We start from the raw sequence: 20087 nt of genomic DNA on the forward strand, positions 1-20087 counted from the left end.
AAATGATATACAAATACTGAATGCATTTCAATGATGTGGACTATAGCAATCTACTTCAGTTCTAAAGTCTGTCGAGAATCAGCTCTGTGCTATAGAATTTATGAACTATCAAGATTTTTGCTATTTTCCCATCATCGTTGATTTTAATAAATTTGATTTAAACTACTATATACCAAAATGGATTTAAACTTTTTGAGGTGTCTGTTTGACCACTATATACATAGTGTGGGTTTTTAATAGGTGGCTTTTTAATATAAGGAACAAAGTATGACCCACTCAGAACTTATTCTTTCAAATAACCTGGTAAATGAATTTAAAACTTGTACTCAACTACAATTTAATGGCAAATTAAATATTAAAAGTTCAAAAGGCAGCCAATGGACTTTTTACTATCGGCTGGGACGGATAGTTTGGGGAACAGGTGGAACTCATCCCTTCCGCCGATGGCGTAGACAGATGGCTCAAAATTGTCCTCAAATTGATGTTGATAAGTTGCTATTGCGTTCGAAAGATGTATCAATAGATTACTGGGATTACCGTCTTCTAGAAATATTTTATAAAAAACAGAAAATTCAGAGAGAACAGATTCAGTCTATTGCTGAAAACACCATCACAGAACTATTATTTGATCTAGCTCTGCAAGGAAATTTTGCTTCTATAAGTTGCAATCGTAGCCAAGAAGTTATCTTAGAAACACCAATGAGCTTTACAAGTGCAGAAATGTCTGTAAAGCACATGCAAGACTCATGGAAAACTTGGTCAGAAGCTGGTTTAGCAAATTTTTCTCCTGACTTAGCACCAGTTCTGCGGCGACCAGAACAACTCCAGCAGATAGTAAGTCCGTCTGTCTACAAAAACTTTGTGAGTTTAATCAACGGTAAATTGACTCTGCGAGATTTAGGCGTGAAAATGAAGCAGAGTGTACTGCCACTCACCCGTTCCTTGCTTCCTTATATCCTTAAAGGAATCATCGAATTGGTGGAAGTAGGTGATATGCCTTTAATAGTAGCTGAAGTAAATAATAATAAACCTGTCACCCCACAATCAAAGAAACCGATTGCTCCACTAATAGCCTGTGTGGATGATAGCCCTCAAGTTTGTAAAATGCTAGAGGATATTATCACTTCCAATGGACTAAGGTTTATCAAGATTCAAGATGCTGTACAAGCACTTCCAACTCTCATTCAACATAAACCAGACCTAATTTTCTTGGATTTGATTATGCCAGTCGCAAGTGGTTATGAAATCTGCACTCAGTTGCGGCGAATATCTGCCTTTGCCAATACACCAGTGATTATATTAACAGGTAGTGATGGCCTTTTAGATAGAGTTCGTGCCAAGGTTGTCGGTTCTACAGATTTTATTACTAAACCCATAGTGGCTGACAAGGTAATGAGTATAGTACGTAAGTATTTACCTACATCAAGTGTCACAAGTAAAGCTAAGGTTGATGTTTTTCAGGAGGCAGGAGGAAGCCACGTTTAAAAAGGAGGACTTCTGTTGTAATTACGAAGAATTAATCATTTTTATTGAGATTAATCATCAGTAAATCTGATGAATTTGAAAATTTCATTTCTCAGCATTAGCGTATTACTTATGAATAGCCCTAACAAAAAACTTTACAGTCTATAAGTTTTCCCACCTGAATAAACATAAAACTATTGAGGTCATGAATAAAAATTTATAATTAATAAAAAACTAGGTGGCGGTCTTAAAACTACCTAATTTTTTTGCATTTAATCAAAGGTTAAACAAAGATACAAAACATATATATTTATCCTCATTAATTTTTGTAAAGAATATTTATTGACGAAACCTTTAGCTTCACAAAAATATATATTTAGCTCTGTTCATTACGTACTTATTCTGAGGTTAATACATAAAGATTGAATCAAAATTAGACAAATACCAAAAATTGTATTTATAGCAGTTCTATTGAATTATGAAATATTGTCTATGCCAAAGGGGTTAGGGACTACTCTCTAATACCTTCCATATCTTTGCTCACGAATCATTTAGGATTTGTCTGTCTAATTTGTTTACATTTTTAAAATTAATTAAAGGGTACTTACCATGAATACTGTTTTAGTTGTTGAAGATGGCTTAACAGATATGGAAATAATCAGCCGTTACTTGCAACAGGCAGGTTATTCAGTGATTAGCGCTACAAGCAGTGAAGAGGCTCAAGACAAAATAGATAAAAATAAGCCAGACCTAATATTTCTCGACGTAATTTTACCAGGTAAAAGTGGTTTTGAAATTTGTCGAGAACTGAAAAATAACCCCACAACTAGCAAAATACCTGTAGTTTTCTGTTCTACAAAAAATAGCGATGTAGATAAGATATGGGGTAATATGTTGGGCGCAGAGGGGTATTTATCAAAACCAATTAATCGAGAGGAATTAGTGGTAATTGTCAAACAGCTAATTAACAAGTAGTAATTTAGTAGAGAAACATCCAAAAAAAGTTACTACTTCTAATTTAGAAGCAACGACAAATTAAATAATAACTACAAGTAGTCGCTAAAGATAAATCATCAAGGACAAAGGATCGATAACTTTGGAAACCAAAGATAAGTTTTTAAGTTTTAACTTGGGAGTCAGGGATACAGCCGTAATTTCGTTACAATACATCACAGAAGTTTTGCAAGTATCATTACCAGAAATATGTGGCGTTCCTCAGATGCCCAGTTGCGTTTTGGGTATCTATAATTGGCGTGGTGAGATGCTTTGGTTAGTAGACTTAGAGGCAATGTTAGGTTATCCTCCAATTTCCCAAGGAGCAAATTTACTTTCAAAAATGATGGCGATTGTTTTGGAAAACAATGGAAAGTATTTGGGACTATTGGTGCGACAGCTTATAGATATTGAATGGCTAGATAGTCATCAGATGAAACCCCCAAGTGCCGAATTATTTTATCCTAAAATATCACCTTTCTTAGAGGGATACTTTATTAATGAATCTGAAGATGTGATTTTCAACTTGGATGCCATGACAATTATCCAAGCTCCCATTTGGAAGATTGATCATTGAACATTTGATAATGAGTGATTTAAGTATAGTATTTTGACAAATTCTAATCCTTACTAACAAAATAATAGTTCATTATTACCTGCAAAATTTCTCATTATTATCCATAAAAAAATTGAGGACAATCCAATGACATTTTTGTATAACAATAGCCATGAAACTGAGCATCTAATCCCTGAAGTGGAAAATATGAATGGGAAAGCTGATATAGCAAATATTGCTAGCAATGAAATATCTTTATTAAATGCGATCGCTCAGGAATTTAAAACTTGGCGGCGACAGTTACAAGATATCACAATCCATCTGCGCCAAGCCCCAGACATTGATACACTACTCAAAATTACTGTAGCGCAAATTAGAGAAAAAATTGGCTGCGATCGCGCCTTAATTTATCAGTTTACTTCCCTTGATTCAGGTAATGTTTTAGCAGAATCTAGAACACTAGGTTGGACACCGACTTTAGGCGAAAATATTCCCGGAATTATTTTTGGTTTATATACCAATCAAGACTATTTAGAACCTGTAGTTATTGATGATATCAGTCAGATTCAACTTACCCCTTATCAAAAGCAACTGCTAGATAAATTTCAAATTAAAGCTAGTTTGAGTGTACCAATTGTAGTAGAAGGTAAAGTCTGGGGTTTACTAACAGTAAATAATTGCTACTCAACGCGGCAGTGGCAAGAAGTAGAAATTAGTCTCTTATCTCAAATTACAACAGAATTAATCTACAAATTACAGAGTTTTGAATTCAAAAAAGAAGAACAACAGCGAATACTAGCAAAAAAATCAGTAGCTAAAGTCATCGACAAAATTCTGCGGGCATCAAGTGTCGATAAGATTTTTCAAACAACCACTCAAGAAGTCCGTCAATTACTAAAATGCGATCGCGTCGGTGTTTATCGCTTCAACCCTGACTGGAGTGGCGAGTTTGTCGCTGAGTCAGTTGGTAATGGCTGGATAAAAATGGTCAGCCCTGATTTTTATATGGTGTGGGAAGATACTCACTTACAAGATACCCAAGGAGGACGTTATGCCAAGGGTGAAAGCTATGTGGCCAAAGACATCTATAAAATGGGTCATGCTCAATGCCACATTGATATTTTAGAGCAGTATGAAATGAAAGCTTATATCATTGCCCCTATATTTTCTGGAGAGAAATTATGGGGTTTACTGGGAGCTTATCAAAATTCTGGCCCTCGTGATTGGCAACCTTGGGAAGAAAGCTTTGTAACTCAAATTGGGCTGCAATTTGGCGTAGCTATCTCACAAGGTGAATATCTCGAACAAATGTATCAGAAATCTGAGCAACTATCTCAAATAGTTGAACAAGAAAAAGCTTTCACTAAGATAGTAGGTCGCATCCGGCAATCTTTAGATGTAGATAGCATCTTCAAAACAACCACTCAAGAAGTGCGTCAATCACTACGATGCGATCGCGTCGCCGTATATCGCTTTAACCCTGACTGGGGTGGCGAATTTTTGGCTGAGTCTGTAGGTACTGGTTGGACAAAACTGGTAAGCCCTGAGATTAAAACCGTTTTAGACGATACATACTTGCAAGATACTAAGGGAGGTAGGTATGTCAGAGGTGAAAACTTTATCGTTAATGATATCTATAAAGTAGGACTTGCTCCGTGCCATATTGAGATTTTAGAGCAGTTTGAAGCCAAAGCTTACATAATTGTTCCTATATTCTTCGGGGATAAATTGTGGGGTTTGCTGGCAGCTTATCAAAATTCTAGCCACCGTGAATGGCAAACCTGGGAAGTGACCTTTTTGGTTCAGATCAGCTTGCAATTTAGCCTAGCTAAATCACAGATAGATTATTTGGAATTAGTGCGCTTGAAATCTGACAAACTAGCTCAGATAGCAGAGCAAGAAAAAGCTGTCACCAAGATTAGTAACCGCATCCGACAATCTTTAGATGTCGAAGAAATCTTCAAAACAACCACTCAAGAAGTACGGCAATTATTACGATGCGATCGCGTCGCAGTCTATCGCTTCAACCCTAATTGGACTGGTGAATTTGTAGCAGAATCAGTAGGTCATACTTGGGTAAAACTGGTAGGCCCCGATATCAAAACTGTCTGGGAAGATACTCACTTGCAAGAAACTCAAGGAGGTCGATATGCCCAGGCTGAAAACTTTGTTGTAAATGACATCTATCAGGTAGGTCATTCTAATTGCCATCTTGAAATTTTAGAGCAATTTGAAGTCAAAGCTTATGTAATTGTTCCTGTATTTGTAGGAGAGCAATTGTGGGGATTGCTGGGAGCTTATCAAAATTCTGCAACTCGTGATTGGGAAGAATCGGAAGTCACCTTGTTATCACGCATTGGCAACCAGTTAGGACTAGCATTACAACAGACTGAATATTTGCAACAAGTCCAAGGGCAGTCAGCCAAATTAGCAGAAGCAGCAGCACGAGAAAAGGCTGCCAAGGAGTTACTACAACAACGATCTATTCAACTGCTAACAGCCCTTAGACCTGCCCTCAACGGTGATTTAACCGTACGCGCACCCATTACAGAAGACGAACTAGGTACGATCGCCGATGCTTACAATAATACCCTGCAAGCACTGCGGCAAATAGTTCTTCAGGTACAGGGAGCTGCTCAACAAGTTGCTCAAACTTCTAGCAATAGCGAGGCTTCACTAGCGGGACTGAATAATCTGGCACAACAACAATCTGAGGAAATTACCGCAGCATTAGGCAAAATTCAACAGATGGTAGACTCTACTCAAGCTGTGGTGACGAATGCCGAGTTAGTGCAACTAGCAGTGCAACAAGCTAATCAAACAGTAGAGTCTGGCGATACTGCGATGAACCTAACTGTAAAAGCAATCCAAGGAATTCGTGAAACCGTTGCTCAAACCAGCAAAAAGATTAAACGCCTCAGTGAATCTTCGCAAAAAATCTCCAAAGTGGTGAGTTTGATTGGTAATTTTGCTACACAGACAAACGTATTGGCTTTGAATGCAGCTATTGAAGCCACCCGTGCTGGTGAATATGGCAAAGGCTTTGCAGTTGTAGCTGATGAAGTTCGTTCTTTATCTCGTCAGTCAGCAGCAGCAACCATTGAAATCGAAAAATTAGTTCAGGAAATTCAAGCAGAAACCGGGGAAGTTGCATTAGCAATGGAAACTGGTATTCAGCAGGTGGTAGAAGGCACAAATCTTGTTAGTGACACTCGCCAAAACTTGAATGCGATCGTTTCAGCGACTGCCGAAATTAGTCAGCTAATCGAGCGGATTACCGCAGCAACTCAAAAACAAATGACGCAATCTGTAACAGTCACAAAATCAATGCAAGATGTAGCAGAAATTGCTAATAAGACTTTTGCTGAATCTCAAGAAATTGCTACTGTCTTTCAAGATTTATCAGGGATGGCGCAAGACTTATTAACAACTTCTAGTAAGTTTAAAGTAAATTAACTAGGGAATAGGGAGTAGGGAATTTTAATTTAAATTACTCCCTACTCCCTACTCCCCACTCCCCACTCCCCACTCCCCACTCGCTCACTATGATTACAGATAGCGAAATTCGTGAACAAGGATACATCTACTTTCTGGCTGAAGCCCCAGAATTAGTCCAAATTATTGAACAAGAACTATTTACCTTATCAGAAGATTATAGTATTGCTAAAGTTCATAACTTAATGCGGGCTACCCATACACTTAAAGGTGGCGCTGCTAATGTTGGGCTAGAAGTAATTAAGATGATAGCCCATTTTTTAGAAGATGTTTTTAAGGCTCTGTATAATCCCAAGGTGGTAGTCGATGCTGAATTACAAACACTTTTAATACAAGCTTATGAGTGTCTTAGCATAGCATTAAACACCCAACTAATAGGCAGCACTGTTAATGATGAAGAATTACTCAATCGAGCAACTTCAGTGTTTGCACAATTACAAGAAAAGCTGGGTGATGCATTTGGTGATGAGGCTCATATTCCGACTTCTGAGGAATTGGGATTTGATATTGTACAGTCAGTTTTTGAAGTAGGAGTAGAGCAACGTCTAAACAGTATTGCTGAAGCTGTTAACAATCCACCAAGTAGTGACGAATTTATCGATTTTTTACACTCTCAAGCTGAAGTTTTTCTCGGTTTAGCAGAATCTCTAAATTTACCTGGATTAGGAGAAATTTCCCAAACAATTCTGTTAGCACTCCAAGTAAATCCAACTCAGGTGCAGAAAATCGCAGAAATTGCTCTTGCAGATTTACAACAAGCACAAAAATTGGTATTAGAAGGCGATCGCACATTTGGCGGAGAAACTTCTCCAGCTTTGCGAAAACTCACGATAGTGGCAAATAATGACTTCTCTGGAGAATTGCAAAATCATTTATCTATTGATACATTCAACGAACAACAATTTTACCAGTTCCTCACTACATCTGATAATAATAAAAATGAATCTGTAAAGCCAATAACTGCTAAATTTTATTTAAAAGTAATTCGCTACATTTTTGGCTGGTTTAATCACGAGATACTAATACCAAAGACAGACCTTAATTTCACTTTATTGGTTCCTAGCTTAGAAAGAGACAATTTACTTGATTATATCGAAAATTGGCTGAAAAATTTTCTTGATTTTATCCAAGATGAGAAAGAGAGTAAAAGTCTTTATATATATCGGAATGGGATCGTATTAATCATCTTATTTGCAGTAATAAAATTTCAATATTCTGTTAACAAAAGTGACATCTATCTTTCGGTAATTAAAATATTACAAAATCGAATTCATGCATTAGCACAAAAATATAAAAATTATCCTCCAGTTACTAGCAAAGAGATAAATTGGCTTGATAGCCCCAAGTTACAATCATTGTTAGTTATTAAAGAAATACCCAAATCTGTATCTTCTGAAATTACTGATAATCTACTAGAGACAATATGGGGTGAAGAAACTAGCGAAAACGTTACAGAACAAGTGGTGACTACCGCGACTGATGATTCTTCAGAAAAGCTTGATTCATTAACTTTCAATGAGCAGGTAGCTATAGATATTCCTGAAACAGCTATTGAAGTCATGTCTGATTTAGCAACACAAATCAACAAAGATATAGAAGACAAATCACAGTATGTTCAAACTAAAAACTTTCGTCAACCTTCCTTTATTCGAGTAGATACAGAAAAGCTACAACACCTAAATTATCTAGCTGGAGAATTGCTGATTTACCAAAAACGACGTAGTTTGCAAGATGAACAAGTTAAAGAAATCATCGATCAATTAATCCGGCAAATTTCGAGACACCAAACAACTTTAAATGAATTACGTGATTTGCCATTACAAATACCAAATAGTTCCTCACAAGAAATACAAAATTTTGCAGTGAAATTTGACTCTTTAGAAATGGATGTATATACAGAATTCCATACAACACTGCATGAGGCAATAGAAGAAACACTGCAATTACAAGAAACCACAGAATCTCTAGAATTGCTTGTGACTCAAGCTGCTCAAATTAGTGAAAAACAGGAGAATTTAACTCTTAATATTATAGATAGCTTAGTAGAAGCACGAATGTTGCCTTTGGGCAACATCCTAAATCGTTTCCCCCAGATGGTCAATAAATTTGGGAATATTTACGCCAAACTTGTAGAATTGAAGCTTACTGGTACTGAGGTACTAGTAGATAAAGCGATCGCAGAAAAGCTCTACGATCCCTTATTACATTTAGTCCGTAATGCTTTTGACCACGGTATTGAAGCTCCGCAACTTCGCCGGGAGCTTGGTAAACCAGAACAAGGGTTAATCGAAATCCGCGCCTATCATCAGAGTAGCCAAACTGTTATCGAAGTTCGGGATGATGGTCAGGGATTAAATTTAGACAGAATTCGCAGAAAAGCTACTGAATTATATCCCATCCAAATTGAAGAAAAAACTAAAGTTTATACTTCTAATCTAGCTGAATCTGAACTTTTAGACATGATATTTTCACCTGGATTTTCTACTGCTAATAAAGTGACTGAAATCTCTGGGCGCGGTATGGGGTTAGATATTGTACGGACTCAGATGAATGCACTTAATGGCTCAATTTCAGTACAATCCTCACCCAACCAGGGAACAATATTCATACTCAAAATTCCTTTTTCTATGACTACAGAAAAATTAATGCTGGTTCAAGCCAAAGGTGTTGTTTATGCCCTCCTTTTGGACAGCATCGAAAAAATCTTGATTCCCTCCGAACAGCAGATCAAAGAAATTGAAGGTCAAAAAGTCTTGCATTGGAATACAGACAGTGATGAGACTATGGTTAGTCTCCGCCAACTGTCAAAATTGATTGATTATAATGATTCATTCTTGAATACTGGTACTACATACACCACTAAAGACTCTAGCGTAGTGACAAATCCGGTGCTTTTGCTAAAACGAAATCAGGGAATGTTTGCTTTAGAAGTTGACCAAATAATTGGTGAACAAGAACTGGTAATCAGACCTCTAGGAAATGCGATCGCCCAGCCAAAATATATTTATGGTTGTAGTAGTTTAGCTAATGGCAATCTTATCTTAGTGATTGATGCTTCCGTCCTGGTAGAGTCTAATAGGCTCCAACAGACAACACTTGATATCATGGCGCTACCAATAGCTTCTCCCTCAAATCATAAAGCCTTGGCGATATCGGGAGACACTTTTGCATCTACACCATTACTTTGTGGATCTACTTCTACCAAAACTCTAGAAAGCCAACCCAGTTATTCTCAAGAGTCAGATAACAAATCACCAAAAGTTGTTTTAGTTGTAGATGACGCAATTAGTCTGCGCCAAACTATCTCTCTCACTCTACAAAAATCTGGCTATCAAGTAATACAAGCTCAAAATGGTGTAGAAGCTCTAGAAAAGTTGCAGTTACATCCAGAAATTCAAGTTGTCGTCTCTGATTTAGAGATGCCACGAATGAATGGTTTTGAGTTGCTGGGCAATTTCCGTCAATACCCCAAATTAGCAAAAATACCTGTAGTAATTCTCACTTCTCGCAGTTCTGAAAAACATCGCCAACTTGCCCAAGAATTGGGCGCAAAGGCTTATTTAACCAAGCCTTATTTAGAGAATGAGTTTCTGTCTACAATTAAGGGTCTAATGAATAGTAATACAGATGATTGAAACCATTTGCTTATGGTGACAAATCATTGACATTAATCTTATTTTAGTTGGTTGCTATCAGTAAATTATCTGTGGGAGTTTAAGTTAAGTGATGCGACAGTAGGGAGAGAGGTATGGTGTACCGATAAAGTGTATCAACCCTTGGAACGCGATCGCCTTAATTACCAGGTAGATTATTTGGATCTACACCTAGAGAAAGTAAATACTGCGCTAACTGTTCAGCCGTTTGTCGCTCCTGTCATATTCACCTCTGGGGGTGTGGGATACTATTTCTAAAGTGAATATTGGAACTATGCCATTTTCTTCCCAAACCGCGTAACTTTTGCGTGATTTACCTCCCTTTTTGCGCTCTACTCCCACACTTAAAAAAGCATCTGGCACTACAGGTACTCTGGGATTGACTCCCGTGGTGTGATACACTCCCATATCTACTCCGAAGTACCAATCCAGGCGATTTGCCCAAATAGAGTTGAGTAAGAAGAGTAAAATGTTGGGCAAAAAGTTTTGATCTTCGTTATCCACTGATGTATCGTCTGAACAGGGAAGTTCATCAGTAGTTGGTAACGCATTTTTGAGATCGGGTGAGAGCATAACCGTTGTCTCGCTGGCGTTTGATGCCATTATTATAAATGAGTAACGAAAAGTTAGCGTTTGGCTTCAGGTTCGCCAAACTTAATTAAAAGTGCGATCGCAATACTAACAAGCAAAATTAACGTCATACTTAAAGCTGAACCAAATCCCCAATTTTGGGTTGCTCCAAGAAATTGATTATAAACTAACCGCGCTGCCGTCATACTAGAAGCACCACCGAGTAATTCTGGATCGACAAAATCCCCTAAGCCTGTGATAAATACCAGCATGGAAGCAGCCGTAATTCCAGGCAAAATTTGTGGTACGGTTACTTGAAAAAAAGTTTCCACCGGATTTGCACCTAAATCAGCCGCCGCTTCTAGCAATCGCTTGTCTAACTTTTCGAGAGAAGCATATAAAATCAAAACCATATAGGGTAACAAGCTATAACTCATGCCAATAAATACAGCTTGACTCTGATTGAGTAATTGCAAAGTAGGCAAACCGAAAGTGCTGAGTAAACTGTTCAATAAACCAGTAGGACGAAGAATTGTAATCCAAGCATAAGAGCGGAGTAATGAAGAAGTCCACAAAGGCAAAACAAAGCCTAATAGCAGCAAATTTCGCCAACGTTGCGGCGCTATCTGAGCAATCCAATAAGCGACGGGAAAGCCCAAAATTAAACAAATTATGGTGGTTCCACATGCGAAAAATAGCGATCGCACAATTACTTGCACATAAAGCGGATCGAATATTCGGATATAGTTTTGAAATCCGTTAGGATTAACCAAATCTCCAGGCCGGATATCTGCAACTAAACTCAACTCGAAAATTATCAAAGTTGGCAGTACCAATAAAAGTAATAACCAAATACCCGATGGCGCAAGTAATATCAAAGGTTGCAGCCAATTTACTGGTAGGCGATTTAATTCTTCTATTTGCGAAATTCCATTTTTCTCAATATTCATCACTTATAACTCCTAACTTTTTTAACTGCTAGTTAATTCAGTCCAGTAGCGATCGTAAACCTCTTCAAAATCTCCGACAGGAGTAACCCGTTCACAATTTGCTAAAAGCGACTCTGAGGGAAATAAATTACCATTGTTTTGAATTCTTTTTGGCAATTGCTCAAATCCAGCCTTATTAGGTGTAGAAATACTCAGGCGTTGACTGATTTGGGCTGCTAGTTCTGGTTGCAGAATCATGTTAATCCAAGCATAAGCTCCTGCTAAATTTGGGGCTGTTTTAGGAATTACAATAGTGTCTGTCCATAATGAAGAACCACTGCGAGGAATTACATATTTGAGTTTAGGATTTTCTTGAGATATTCTCACCGCATCTGCTGAATAGCACATTGCTAATAGTAAATCTCCTGCCAGAATTTGATTTTGCCAAGCGTCGGTGTCAAAACGTGCGATCGCAGGTTTTAGCACTTTCAACTTTTCATAAGCTTGTTTGATTTCTTGTTCATTTTTCGAGTTGTAAGAATAACCTAGCATCCGTAACGTTGCACCCATCACTTCTCGAACATCATTAAGCAAGGTCATCCGTTGATTAAGCTGCTTTTGGTTCTGCCAAAGGTAATCCCAGTCTTGTGGCACATCTCTGATTTTTTCGGAATTGTAAAGTAAACCTGTTGTCCCCCAGTTAAAAGGGATGCTATATCGGTTATTGAGGTCATAACTAGGATTCTGAAACCGGGGGAATAAATTCTCTAAACCGATTAAGCGATCGTGATTTATTTCTGCCAACAAACCTTTGTTCAGCATCTTCTGCACCATGTAATCGGATGGATAGATGATGCTGTAAGTACCACCACCTCCAGCTTGCAACTTAGCTAGCATGACATCATTGGAATCATACACATCCGCTAGCACTTTCATGCCAGTTTGGGTGCTAAAGGTTTTCAATAATTGGTTGTCAGTATATTGTGTCCAGGTAAAGATATAAAGCTGGTCACGCTGACTAGAAGTATTAGAATTAGCACGGACTTCAGCCAGCCTCCAGCCACAACCAGCTAAAGATAAGCTAGAAAGTGCTGCCACCCCTTTGAAAAATTGCCGTCTCTTGGTCATTAAGTTAGAAGTTATTCATTGACAACTTCTAGATTACGGTATACTTCGTAGTCCCTGGTGTGATTTGCTGGGGTAAATGTATCATTCTTCATACTTACCAAACGATCTTTTTCTTCTCAGACGATCGCCTGCTACGCGAATATAAAGCTGTGCAAACGGTTGAGATGTAGGGTTTTTGTCGGAGTTAGCTAAAGACTTTATTTTACTTTCGGACTTAGTTAATCTATGATGGTTATCCTCCCTCAAAGAGATCCTTGAATGAAAGGAGTTATTCAGCACACGGACGGGTATCAGTGGGACAAAAAAGCAGAAGTTTTACAGATGAGATTATGTAGATTTCGAGTATATAGCTTAGACTAGTAGGTTTATCATCATATTTCTTATAGCTTCAATCAATAGGCTGTTATGCTCTTAATCAAGAAAGCCAAACAAGTTTGTAGAGAATTGCGGGACAAAGTATTTAAATATGTTGTTAAACATTTGTAAACTGTTAGCAGCCGAGTAGCCGCGTGTCACATCTTGTTAAGGAATTATCATGAGACAACTTGTTATCGTTGAGCGCGTATGCCTGATTGGTCATATCGTATCAAAAGCCTTCGGACTAGTAGGGATGCTACTGGTCATACCTAATGCCGACATAATTTTAAATTTATCGCAGGTTGGAGAAACTGCCATACAGTTAAGTATGGCAGGCGGCGGTGTAGTTGATATCATCTTAGGGACAATAGCTGTCTCTATTTATGCCTACCGGACATTGGGATTGGGAACTTGGCTAGCATTTATGCTGCCGGCTATGTTTATCTCTTTGGGAAGTGAACTACTGGGAACCAGTACAGGTTTCCCATTTGGTGATTATAGCTACTTGAGTGGTTTGGGTTATAAGATTGCGGGGCTAGTTCCTTTTACAATTCCTTTATCTTGGTTTTATGTTGGGCTGTCGTCTTATTTAATTGCGAGAACTGGTTTGAAAGTGGCTCAAAAACCCAGTTGGGGTCGCCATATTGCGGCTATAGCCGTTGGTGCTTTACTCTTCACTTGTTGGGATTTTGCCCTTGAGCCAGCTATGAGTCAAACTTCTCTGCCTTTCTGGTATTGGGAACAACCAGGAGCTTTCTTTGGGACACCTTACCAAAATTATGCAGGTTGGTTTGGCACTAGCGCCCTGTTTATGAGTGTGGCAGGGTTGTTGTGGAGAAATACATCGATTAAATTAGAGCGATCGCAACTCAATCTCCCCTTAGTCGTTTATTTAACGAACTTTGCCTTCGCCGCCGGACTAAGTTTAGCTGCTGGATTCTCTATCCCTGTATTGCTCGGCTTATTGCTTGGTGTGGTTCCCGCCGTGGCGCTGTGGTTAAGGAGTTCAACCACAGCGACTCAAGTTGCTATTGAACCAGTAAGCAAAGAAGTATCAGTAGCAAAGGTTGAAGTTGCCTTGAAATAGCCTAGAAATAGGGGACTAGGGATTGGGGACTGGGGACTAGGATTGAAGACTAGGGAAATACCCCATGCCCCATGCCCCATGCCAAATTCACATTATTTTGTATAGTCGCAATTTTAATTGATAAGTATTTTGACAACAGTAGACAACGCTTTAATATTAGAAAGTGCCATATCCCTTTTATTCCTACTTATCCAAGTACCAGCAACGGCGATTCTGTTTTCGCGTTTGCTAAAGGGGCCAAGACGGTTGCCACCAATAAAACCACAACAGCCGACACCGAGACTTTTGGGTAAGGTTAGTGTTGTCGTTCCCACGTTGAACGAGGCGCTTCGTATTAGCCCTCTGCTAGCTGGTTTAAGTCAGCAAAGCTACGAAGTTCGGGAAATTATTGTTGTAGACAGCAACTCCAGTGATGGTACACCAGACTTAGTAAAAGCGACACAGCAAAAAGATCCGCGTTTTCGTGTGATGACGGACGATCCTTTACCTTCTGGTTGGGTGGGGCGGCCTTGGGCGTTGCATAACGGTTTTCTATATAGTTCTGAGGGTAGTGAGTGGTTTTTAGGGCTAGATGCTGATATTCAACCCCATCCTGGCTTAGTTGCGGGTTTGGTGAAGATAGCCGAAGCACAAGGCTATGACTTAGTTTCCCTTTCACCTCAGTTTATCCTCAAATATCCAGGGGAGTGCTGGCTACAACCAGCTTTGTTGATGACTCTGCTTTACCGATTTGATCCTGCTGGGATCAATGCAGAGCAGCCTGAACGAGTGATGGCAAATGGGCAGTGTTTTTTGTGTCGCCGCTCCGTTTTAGCTGCTGTGGGTGGCTATAGCAGTGCGAGTGGTTCTTTTTGTGATGATGTCACATTGGCACGAAATATTGCTGCTCAAGGGTATAAAGTAGGCTTTTTAGATGGCGCAAAGGTGCTGAAAGTAAGGATGTATGAAGGGGCGATGGAGACGTGGAAGGAATGGGGGCGGAGTCTCGATCTTAAAGATGCAACTTCTCGTTCGCAGTTGTGGGGAGATTTATGGCTACTTACATCTGTTCAGGGTTTACCCCTTTTAATTGTCCTCAGTTTTTTATTGATTTCTCCCCTACTCCCTTACTTGCTACAGACGCGATTAATCGCGTCTCTACCCACTCCCCCACTTCTTCTGCTGGGACTGAATTTATTTTTGCTGGTGATTCGCTTTGCGATGCTAATTGCGATCGCACCTTCTTACGATCGCAAAAGTGCTAAAGGCGGCTGGCTATTCTGGCTTTCCCCTTTAGCTGATCCTCTAGCTGTGCTGCGAATTTTCTTATCTGCGTTCCACAAGCCACGCGAGTGGCGAGGACGGAAATATATATAGTGGGGAATTGGGCATTGGTTATTCCCCTTATCTCCCTTATCTCCCCATGCCCCATGCCCCATTCCCTACTCCTCTTCACCTCCCACTTGATCCCCGCGTTCCAGTTCCCAAAGAATTTGATTTCCTTCACGGCGTACCCGTGACACTATCCAATTTCGCCAGCGCCACTGATCTCCCCGACTGGTAACAGCGCTGGCGTGGACATCCATCAAGTCTGCTAACTCAGAACTGGTGATTAAGTAGCCTTTTTCAGAAATTTCGTCAGCGATACGCAGAGTTTCAACCAAGCTACGGAGTTGCAAAACCCGCATTTCTGGTGGTTTTTCATCGGTAGTGGCCGCATTTGTCCCAGTTGATGGTTCCATAACGGTTATTTCTGGTGCAGAAGTACTGATTTCTTGCGGACTTTGGTTAATTATTCGAGAGTTTTTTTCATAATCAGCTACTTTTGCTACATTTAGGTCATTTTTGGCAGATAAAGAGTTATAAAAATTTGTGGGAGTTAATTGTTGTAACGGAGGGATTTTGCCAGTAGCATAACAGCGAGCGATCACATCACAACGTTCGTTACCTATGTTACCAGAATGTCCCCTGACGTGTTGCCATTTTACCTGTTGGGTATTGAGTTCATCAAGAGTTTCTAAAAGCTCTTGGTTTTGGACGGGTTTACCATCTGACTTTTTCCAGCCTTTCTTTTTCCAGCCTTTCACCCACTTGGTAACGCAGTTAATTAGGTATTCGCTATCTGTATGTAGGGTGATGGTTTGGGCTTGTTGAGATGTTTGCAGGTATTGGAGGGCTGCGATCGCAGCTTGCATTTCCATTTTATTATTAGTGGTATGAGGGGATGCATCGCCCATTTCGTGGATTGAGCCATCGCTAAAGTAGACGACAACTCCCCAACCGCCAGGGCCAGGGTTCCCGGTGCAAGCGCCATCGGTATATATGCTTTGGATTGTAGGTTGAGTGGACATGGTTTAGGATATCTAACCGCAAAGGACACAAAGCTAAGAGTGATTAGCGGCGAATTTTTTTTAAAGAATATCCAGGCTATTATACTGGTTAGCACTCCAGCAACAACGCTCCACAAAAAGGCTGTTGTAAATTAAAATGGTGTTTTGCTATTTGAGTAAGTGACACTGAAGATGCGATTTTGCTGGTTGCTAGTCCGATACTTGCGCTACCAATGAAGTTTTATAAGTTGCGATCGCTTTTTGGTTGTCAATTGTCAATAGTGCCTTGAATTGTCCTAATTAAATTCTGCAATTGGGTCAAGTTTAGGCTGAGGTTGATGTAATCTTTTTTTATTTGTAGCAGATATTTATCAGCGCTGAATTGGTTCATAAATGACATTAAAATCAAGATTTTATTTATACTTTCATAAAAATTCTATGCAGCTAATTAAACAAATATTCGCGCCACCACAAATTATTTTCTTATTCATAATTATTTTTATTATCACTTTTTCATTCAAAAGTTTACCATCAAATGCTGTTGAAGTTAGTACCATAGAATTTATCGGAGAAGCCACTTTACCGAAAGGTTTAATCTTTAAAAAAACTGAACTTGGAGGTTTATCTGGAATTACATATAATCCCAAAGATAACCTTTATTATGCTGTTTCCGATGACCGTGGGCAAAAAGCTAATGCTCGTTTCTATACCCTGAAAATCGACTTAAGCAAGGGTTCTCTACAAAAAGGTAAAGTTGTTCCTGTAAGCGTAACCACATTATTAAATGAAAATGGTCAAACATTCCGTCCTGGTGAAACCGATACAGAAGGTATTGCATTAACTAATAAAGCAACTGTATTTATTTCTTCTGAAGGCGATGCCGCAAAACTAATTAATCCTTTTATTAAAGAGTTTTCAATATCTTCTGGAAGGCAAATTAGAACACTTCCTATTCCAAACAAATTTTTGCCAGATAAAAGTGGCCAACAAGGTATCCGCAACAATTTGGCTTTTGAAAGTCTCACCATCACACCCGATAAAAAGCATCTATTTACAGCCACCGAAAATGCTCTAATTCAAGATGGTGTCGCAGCTAAACCTAACATGGGCAGTCCATGTCGAATTTTACAATACAACTTGTTCAACAGCCAGCCAGAAAAGGAATTTATTTATAAAACTGAACCAGTTTCACCATTTTTCAATTTAACTGGTAAATTCGCTAGTGGATTACCTGATTTACTTGCTCTTGATAATCAAGGACACTTCCTAAGTTTAGAAAGGTCTTTTACTGGTTTAGGGTTTGCTATTTCCCTGTTTCAGGTTTCTTTAGAAGAAGCTGATGATATTCATAAGATTGATAGCCTTTTAGCAATTGACTCCACAAATATTAAACCAGTTCAGAAAAAACTGCTATTAGATTTGAGAACCCTAGATGTACTACTAGACAACATCGAAGGCTTAACTCTTGGGCCTAAACTACCTGATGGTCAACAATCATTAATTCTCATCAGTGATAACAATTTTAACTCGCTGCAACGTACCCAAATACTAGCTTTTAAAATGAAAATTGAAACACCACTGATGAGATTATTACGTCGTTTACTGCCGAATCTCAACCCTTAACTGTACAGAGGTATCACCCCTTTACTGCTATTTACATCTTTTCAGCTTATTCCTGTGTATTCACTGAATCTAATAGGCAAATTTATCTAGCCTATTTGTAGTTTCCGTGTAATTTCTCAACCGTATTCCTTAATAAATATGTTACACAATGTGTAGGGAACTTTGCAGACAGATTAATCATGATGGCAGTATATGATTAATTGCCTACAAAAACTTATATTTTTAGATTGAATTTTAGTAATTAGCTAGACTTATTAAACTAATTCGCCAACAATATTTTTCATAAATGATTTTTATGCCACAAAAAGAAATTGAGAATATGGTAGGGCAAAAACCAGAATTAGACAATTACATTGGACAATTTTTAAATAATCGCTATTTAATTAGAGATTTGATTGGCAAAGGGGGAATGGGTAGAGTTTATTTAGCAGAAGATACTGCTAAAAATGGTATGCCGATCGCAATCAAAATTTTATCACTCAGTTTGGCAAATCAGCAAATGTCGCAACGCTTTGCCAGAGAGATTTTTATTGGCGCTCAATTGGGGCGTAAAAGTAAACATATTGTTCGCATCTTAAGTTATGGCGTTACTGAAGATAAAACCCCATTTTATGTAATGGAGTATCTCCAAGGAAAAAATCTCAAACAAATTCTCAAAATTCAGCCCTTAACAATACCGAAGTTTTTGAAGATTTGTAATCAAATTTGTTTAGGCTTACAATGCGCCCACCAAGGTATCAGCCTCAAAGGAGAGATTTATCCTATTGTTCACAGAGATATCAAGCCCGAAAATATATTTATTTGTGAAGATAGTAAATATGGAGAAATTGTTAAAATACTCGATTTTGGCATTGCCAAATTTTTAACAGAGCGAAGTGGGATGACTCTAACAGATTCTTTTATTGGCAGTTTACCTTACTGTTCTCCAGAACACATGGAAGGGCGCAAACTCCTAGATGTGCGCTCTGATATTTATAGTTTGGGAGTACTAATGTTTGAGATGTTAACAGGAAAACATCCATTTCAGACAAAAAGTAACTCTTTTGGTACTTGGTATCAAGCGCATCGCTTTCAAATGCCACCTACAGTTGAAGAAGTTAATCCGCAAGTCAAAATCCCACAGGTATTACAAAAATTATTAATGAGTTGTTTAGCTAAAGAAGTGAGCGAGCGCCCACAAAATATCAACCAAATATTAGAAGATTTAGAAAAGGTTAATATTCAGTTTAATGATGCTATACCTAGTAATAGCAGTGAGATTATTAAACTCTCACTTCCAGTTCAATTAGTACCTGCAACTTTATTGTCAGAACAAGAGTGTTTGCAGAAAAATTGGCCTAAAAATAAACCAATTGGCGCAATTGGTTTTCCCCATTTACTACAAACTATTCAAAGACCTATACCAACTTTTTGGGCAATGTTGCCTAAAGAAGAGATTACAAAGTTTTTGGATAAAATACATGGCACTGAATTCATTAGTCAAGTTAATGTATATCCGATGCTTTTGTGGGTAACAGTATTATATGATGAACAGCCTTCTATGACTAAATGGCTACCTTATTTCCTAGATTTGAAAGATAATAAAGGACAGAATATAGCACGTAGTTTAGCGGAGGTAGGCTATTATCATCTACTATTTTTTCCTCTAGAAGATCCAAACCGTTGCTCTCATGTAACAACCTTAAGCCTCACGGCTAATCAGCGCCAGCAAATTGTAGATTGGTTAGATATAAGTCAACGGTCAAATGAATTAATTTTGCCTAATCAAGCCAAAAGTCTTCTAAGAACAGAGTACGAAAAACTAAAATTAGACATTTTACAAAAGTTAACCACAGATCAAAAAGCGGAAAAAGAAGGTTTAAAGAATTGGATGGATAAATTATTTGAAATTTTTTTTAAACTTTTGTCGCGCTCTTGAAAGTT

At 38.5% G+C, this 20087-nt stretch carries 12 protein-coding genes and 1 pseudogene; 9 read left to right on the top strand and 4 right to left on the bottom strand.

The genetic code is table 11. The annotated features are described in order from the left end of the window. Positions 1–267 precede the first annotated feature (267 nt). The 5 genes from V7K38_RS07345 (at position 268) to V7K38_RS07365 (ending at position 10143) form a co-directional block, all read left to right on the top strand. Positions 268–1485, top strand: a complete 1218-nt coding sequence (locus V7K38_RS07345; protein WP_334856629.1) for a response regulator — start codon at positions 268–270, stop codon at positions 1483–1485. A 588-nt stretch (positions 1486–2073) separates the two neighbouring features. After that, the gene (locus V7K38_RS07350) at positions 2074–2439 is read left to right on the top strand and encodes a response regulator transcription factor (RefSeq protein WP_334856631.1); all 366 of its coding nucleotides are present in this window, start codon (positions 2074–2076) and stop codon (positions 2437–2439) included. A gap of 121 nt (positions 2440–2560) precedes the next feature. Beyond that, entirely contained in the window at positions 2561–3034 is a 474-nt protein-coding gene (locus tag V7K38_RS07355; RefSeq protein ID WP_334856632.1) for a chemotaxis protein CheW, read from the top strand. Positions 3035–3160: 126 nt separating this feature from the next. Further along, positions 3161–6469, top strand: coding sequence for a GAF domain-containing protein (locus V7K38_RS07360; protein WP_334856634.1), 3309 nt, complete (start codon positions 3161–3163; stop codon positions 6467–6469). Between the two features lie 89 nt (positions 6470–6558). After that, complete coding sequence (locus tag V7K38_RS07365) at positions 6559–10143, top strand: hybrid sensor histidine kinase/response regulator (RefSeq protein WP_334856636.1); 3585 nt, start codon at positions 6559–6561, stop codon at positions 10141–10143. Positions 10144–10380: 237 nt separating this feature from the next. On the opposite strand, the pseudogene V7K38_RS07370 reads toward V7K38_RS07365, so the two are convergent. From V7K38_RS07370 to V7K38_RS07380, 3 genes and pseudogenes are all read right to left on the bottom strand, one after another. Then, positions 10381–10734: pseudogene (locus V7K38_RS07370) on the bottom strand (hypothetical protein); the annotation flags it as partial. A gap of 53 nt (positions 10735–10787) precedes the next feature. Beyond that, positions 10788–11681, bottom strand: a complete 894-nt coding sequence (locus tag V7K38_RS07375; RefSeq protein WP_334856638.1) for an ABC transporter permease — start codon at positions 11679–11681, stop codon at positions 10788–10790. A 21-nt stretch (positions 11682–11702) separates the two neighbouring features. Then, the gene (locus V7K38_RS07380; protein WP_334856640.1) at positions 11703–12788 is read right to left on the bottom strand and encodes an ABC transporter substrate-binding protein; all 1086 of its coding nucleotides are present in this window, start codon (positions 12786–12788) and stop codon (positions 11703–11705) included. A 535-nt stretch (positions 12789–13323) separates the two neighbouring features. On the opposite strand from V7K38_RS07380, the gene cruF reads away from it, so the two are divergent. Together cruF and cruG are read left to right on the top strand one after the other, a co-directional pair. Continuing rightward, positions 13324–14232: a gamma-carotene 1'-hydroxylase CruF gene (gene cruF / locus V7K38_RS07385; RefSeq protein ID WP_334856642.1), complete on the top strand. Its 909-nt coding sequence runs from the start codon at positions 13324–13326 to the stop codon at positions 14230–14232. 129 nt (positions 14233–14361) lie between these two features. Beyond that, complete coding sequence (gene cruG, locus V7K38_RS07390; protein ID WP_442940756.1) at positions 14362–15588, top strand: 2'-O-glycosyltransferase CruG; 1227 nt, start codon at positions 14362–14364, stop codon at positions 15586–15588. A 65-nt stretch (positions 15589–15653) separates the two neighbouring features. Here cruG and rnhA read toward each other — a convergent pair whose 3' ends face one another. After that, positions 15654–16562 carry a ribonuclease HI gene (gene rnhA / locus V7K38_RS07395; protein WP_334856644.1) on the bottom strand — a complete coding sequence of 303 codons (909 nt, stop codon included), beginning with the start codon at positions 16560–16562 and terminating at the stop codon, positions 15654–15656. Between the two features lie 417 nt (positions 16563–16979). Between rnhA and V7K38_RS07400 the strand changes: the two genes are divergently transcribed. Together V7K38_RS07400 and V7K38_RS07405 are read left to right on the top strand one after the other, a co-directional pair. Beyond that, a complete protein-coding gene (locus V7K38_RS07400) occupies positions 16980–18164 on the top strand; it encodes an esterase-like activity of phytase family protein (RefSeq protein ID WP_334856749.1) in 1185 nt (394 codons plus the stop codon). A gap of 295 nt (positions 18165–18459) precedes the next feature. Continuing rightward, positions 18460–20082: a serine/threonine protein kinase gene (locus V7K38_RS07405; RefSeq protein ID WP_334856646.1), complete on the top strand. Its 1623-nt coding sequence runs from the start codon at positions 18460–18462 to the stop codon at positions 20080–20082. Positions 20083–20087 lie beyond the last annotated feature (5 nt).

This window comes from Nostoc sp., from assembly GCF_036917465.1.
Classification (GTDB): Bacteria; Cyanobacteriota; Cyanobacteriia; order Cyanobacteriales; family Nostocaceae; genus Nostoc.

Bases quoted from the DNA above. Each gene is read 5' to 3' on its own strand.
- V7K38_RS07360 (WP_334856634.1), top strand. From the start codon at position 3,161: ATGACATTTTTGTATAACAATAGCCATGAAACTGAGCATCTAATCCCT.
- V7K38_RS07400 (WP_334856749.1), top strand. From the start codon at position 16,980: ATGCAGCTAATTAAACAAATATTCGCGCCACCACAAATTATTTTCTTA.
- V7K38_RS07365 (WP_334856636.1), top strand. From the start codon at position 6,559: ATGATTACAGATAGCGAAATTCGTGAACAAGGATACATCTACTTTCTG.
- V7K38_RS07350 (WP_334856631.1), top strand. From the start codon at position 2,074: ATGAATACTGTTTTAGTTGTTGAAGATGGCTTAACAGATATGGAAATA.
- V7K38_RS07345 (WP_334856629.1), top strand. From the start codon at position 268: ATGACCCACTCAGAACTTATTCTTTCAAATAACCTGGTAAATGAATTT.
- V7K38_RS07380 (WP_334856640.1), bottom strand. From the start codon at position 12,788: ATGACCAAGAGACGGCAATTTTTCAAAGGGGTGGCAGCACTTTCTAGC.
- V7K38_RS07375 (WP_334856638.1), bottom strand. From the start codon at position 11,681: ATGAATATTGAGAAAAATGGAATTTCGCAAATAGAAGAATTAAATCGC.
- rnhA (WP_334856644.1), bottom strand. From the start codon at position 16,562: ATGTCCACTCAACCTACAATCCAAAGCATATATACCGATGGCGCTTGC.
- V7K38_RS07405 (WP_334856646.1), top strand. From the start codon at position 18,460: ATGCCACAAAAAGAAATTGAGAATATGGTAGGGCAAAAACCAGAATTA.
- cruF (WP_334856642.1), top strand. From the start codon at position 13,324: ATGAGACAACTTGTTATCGTTGAGCGCGTATGCCTGATTGGTCATATC.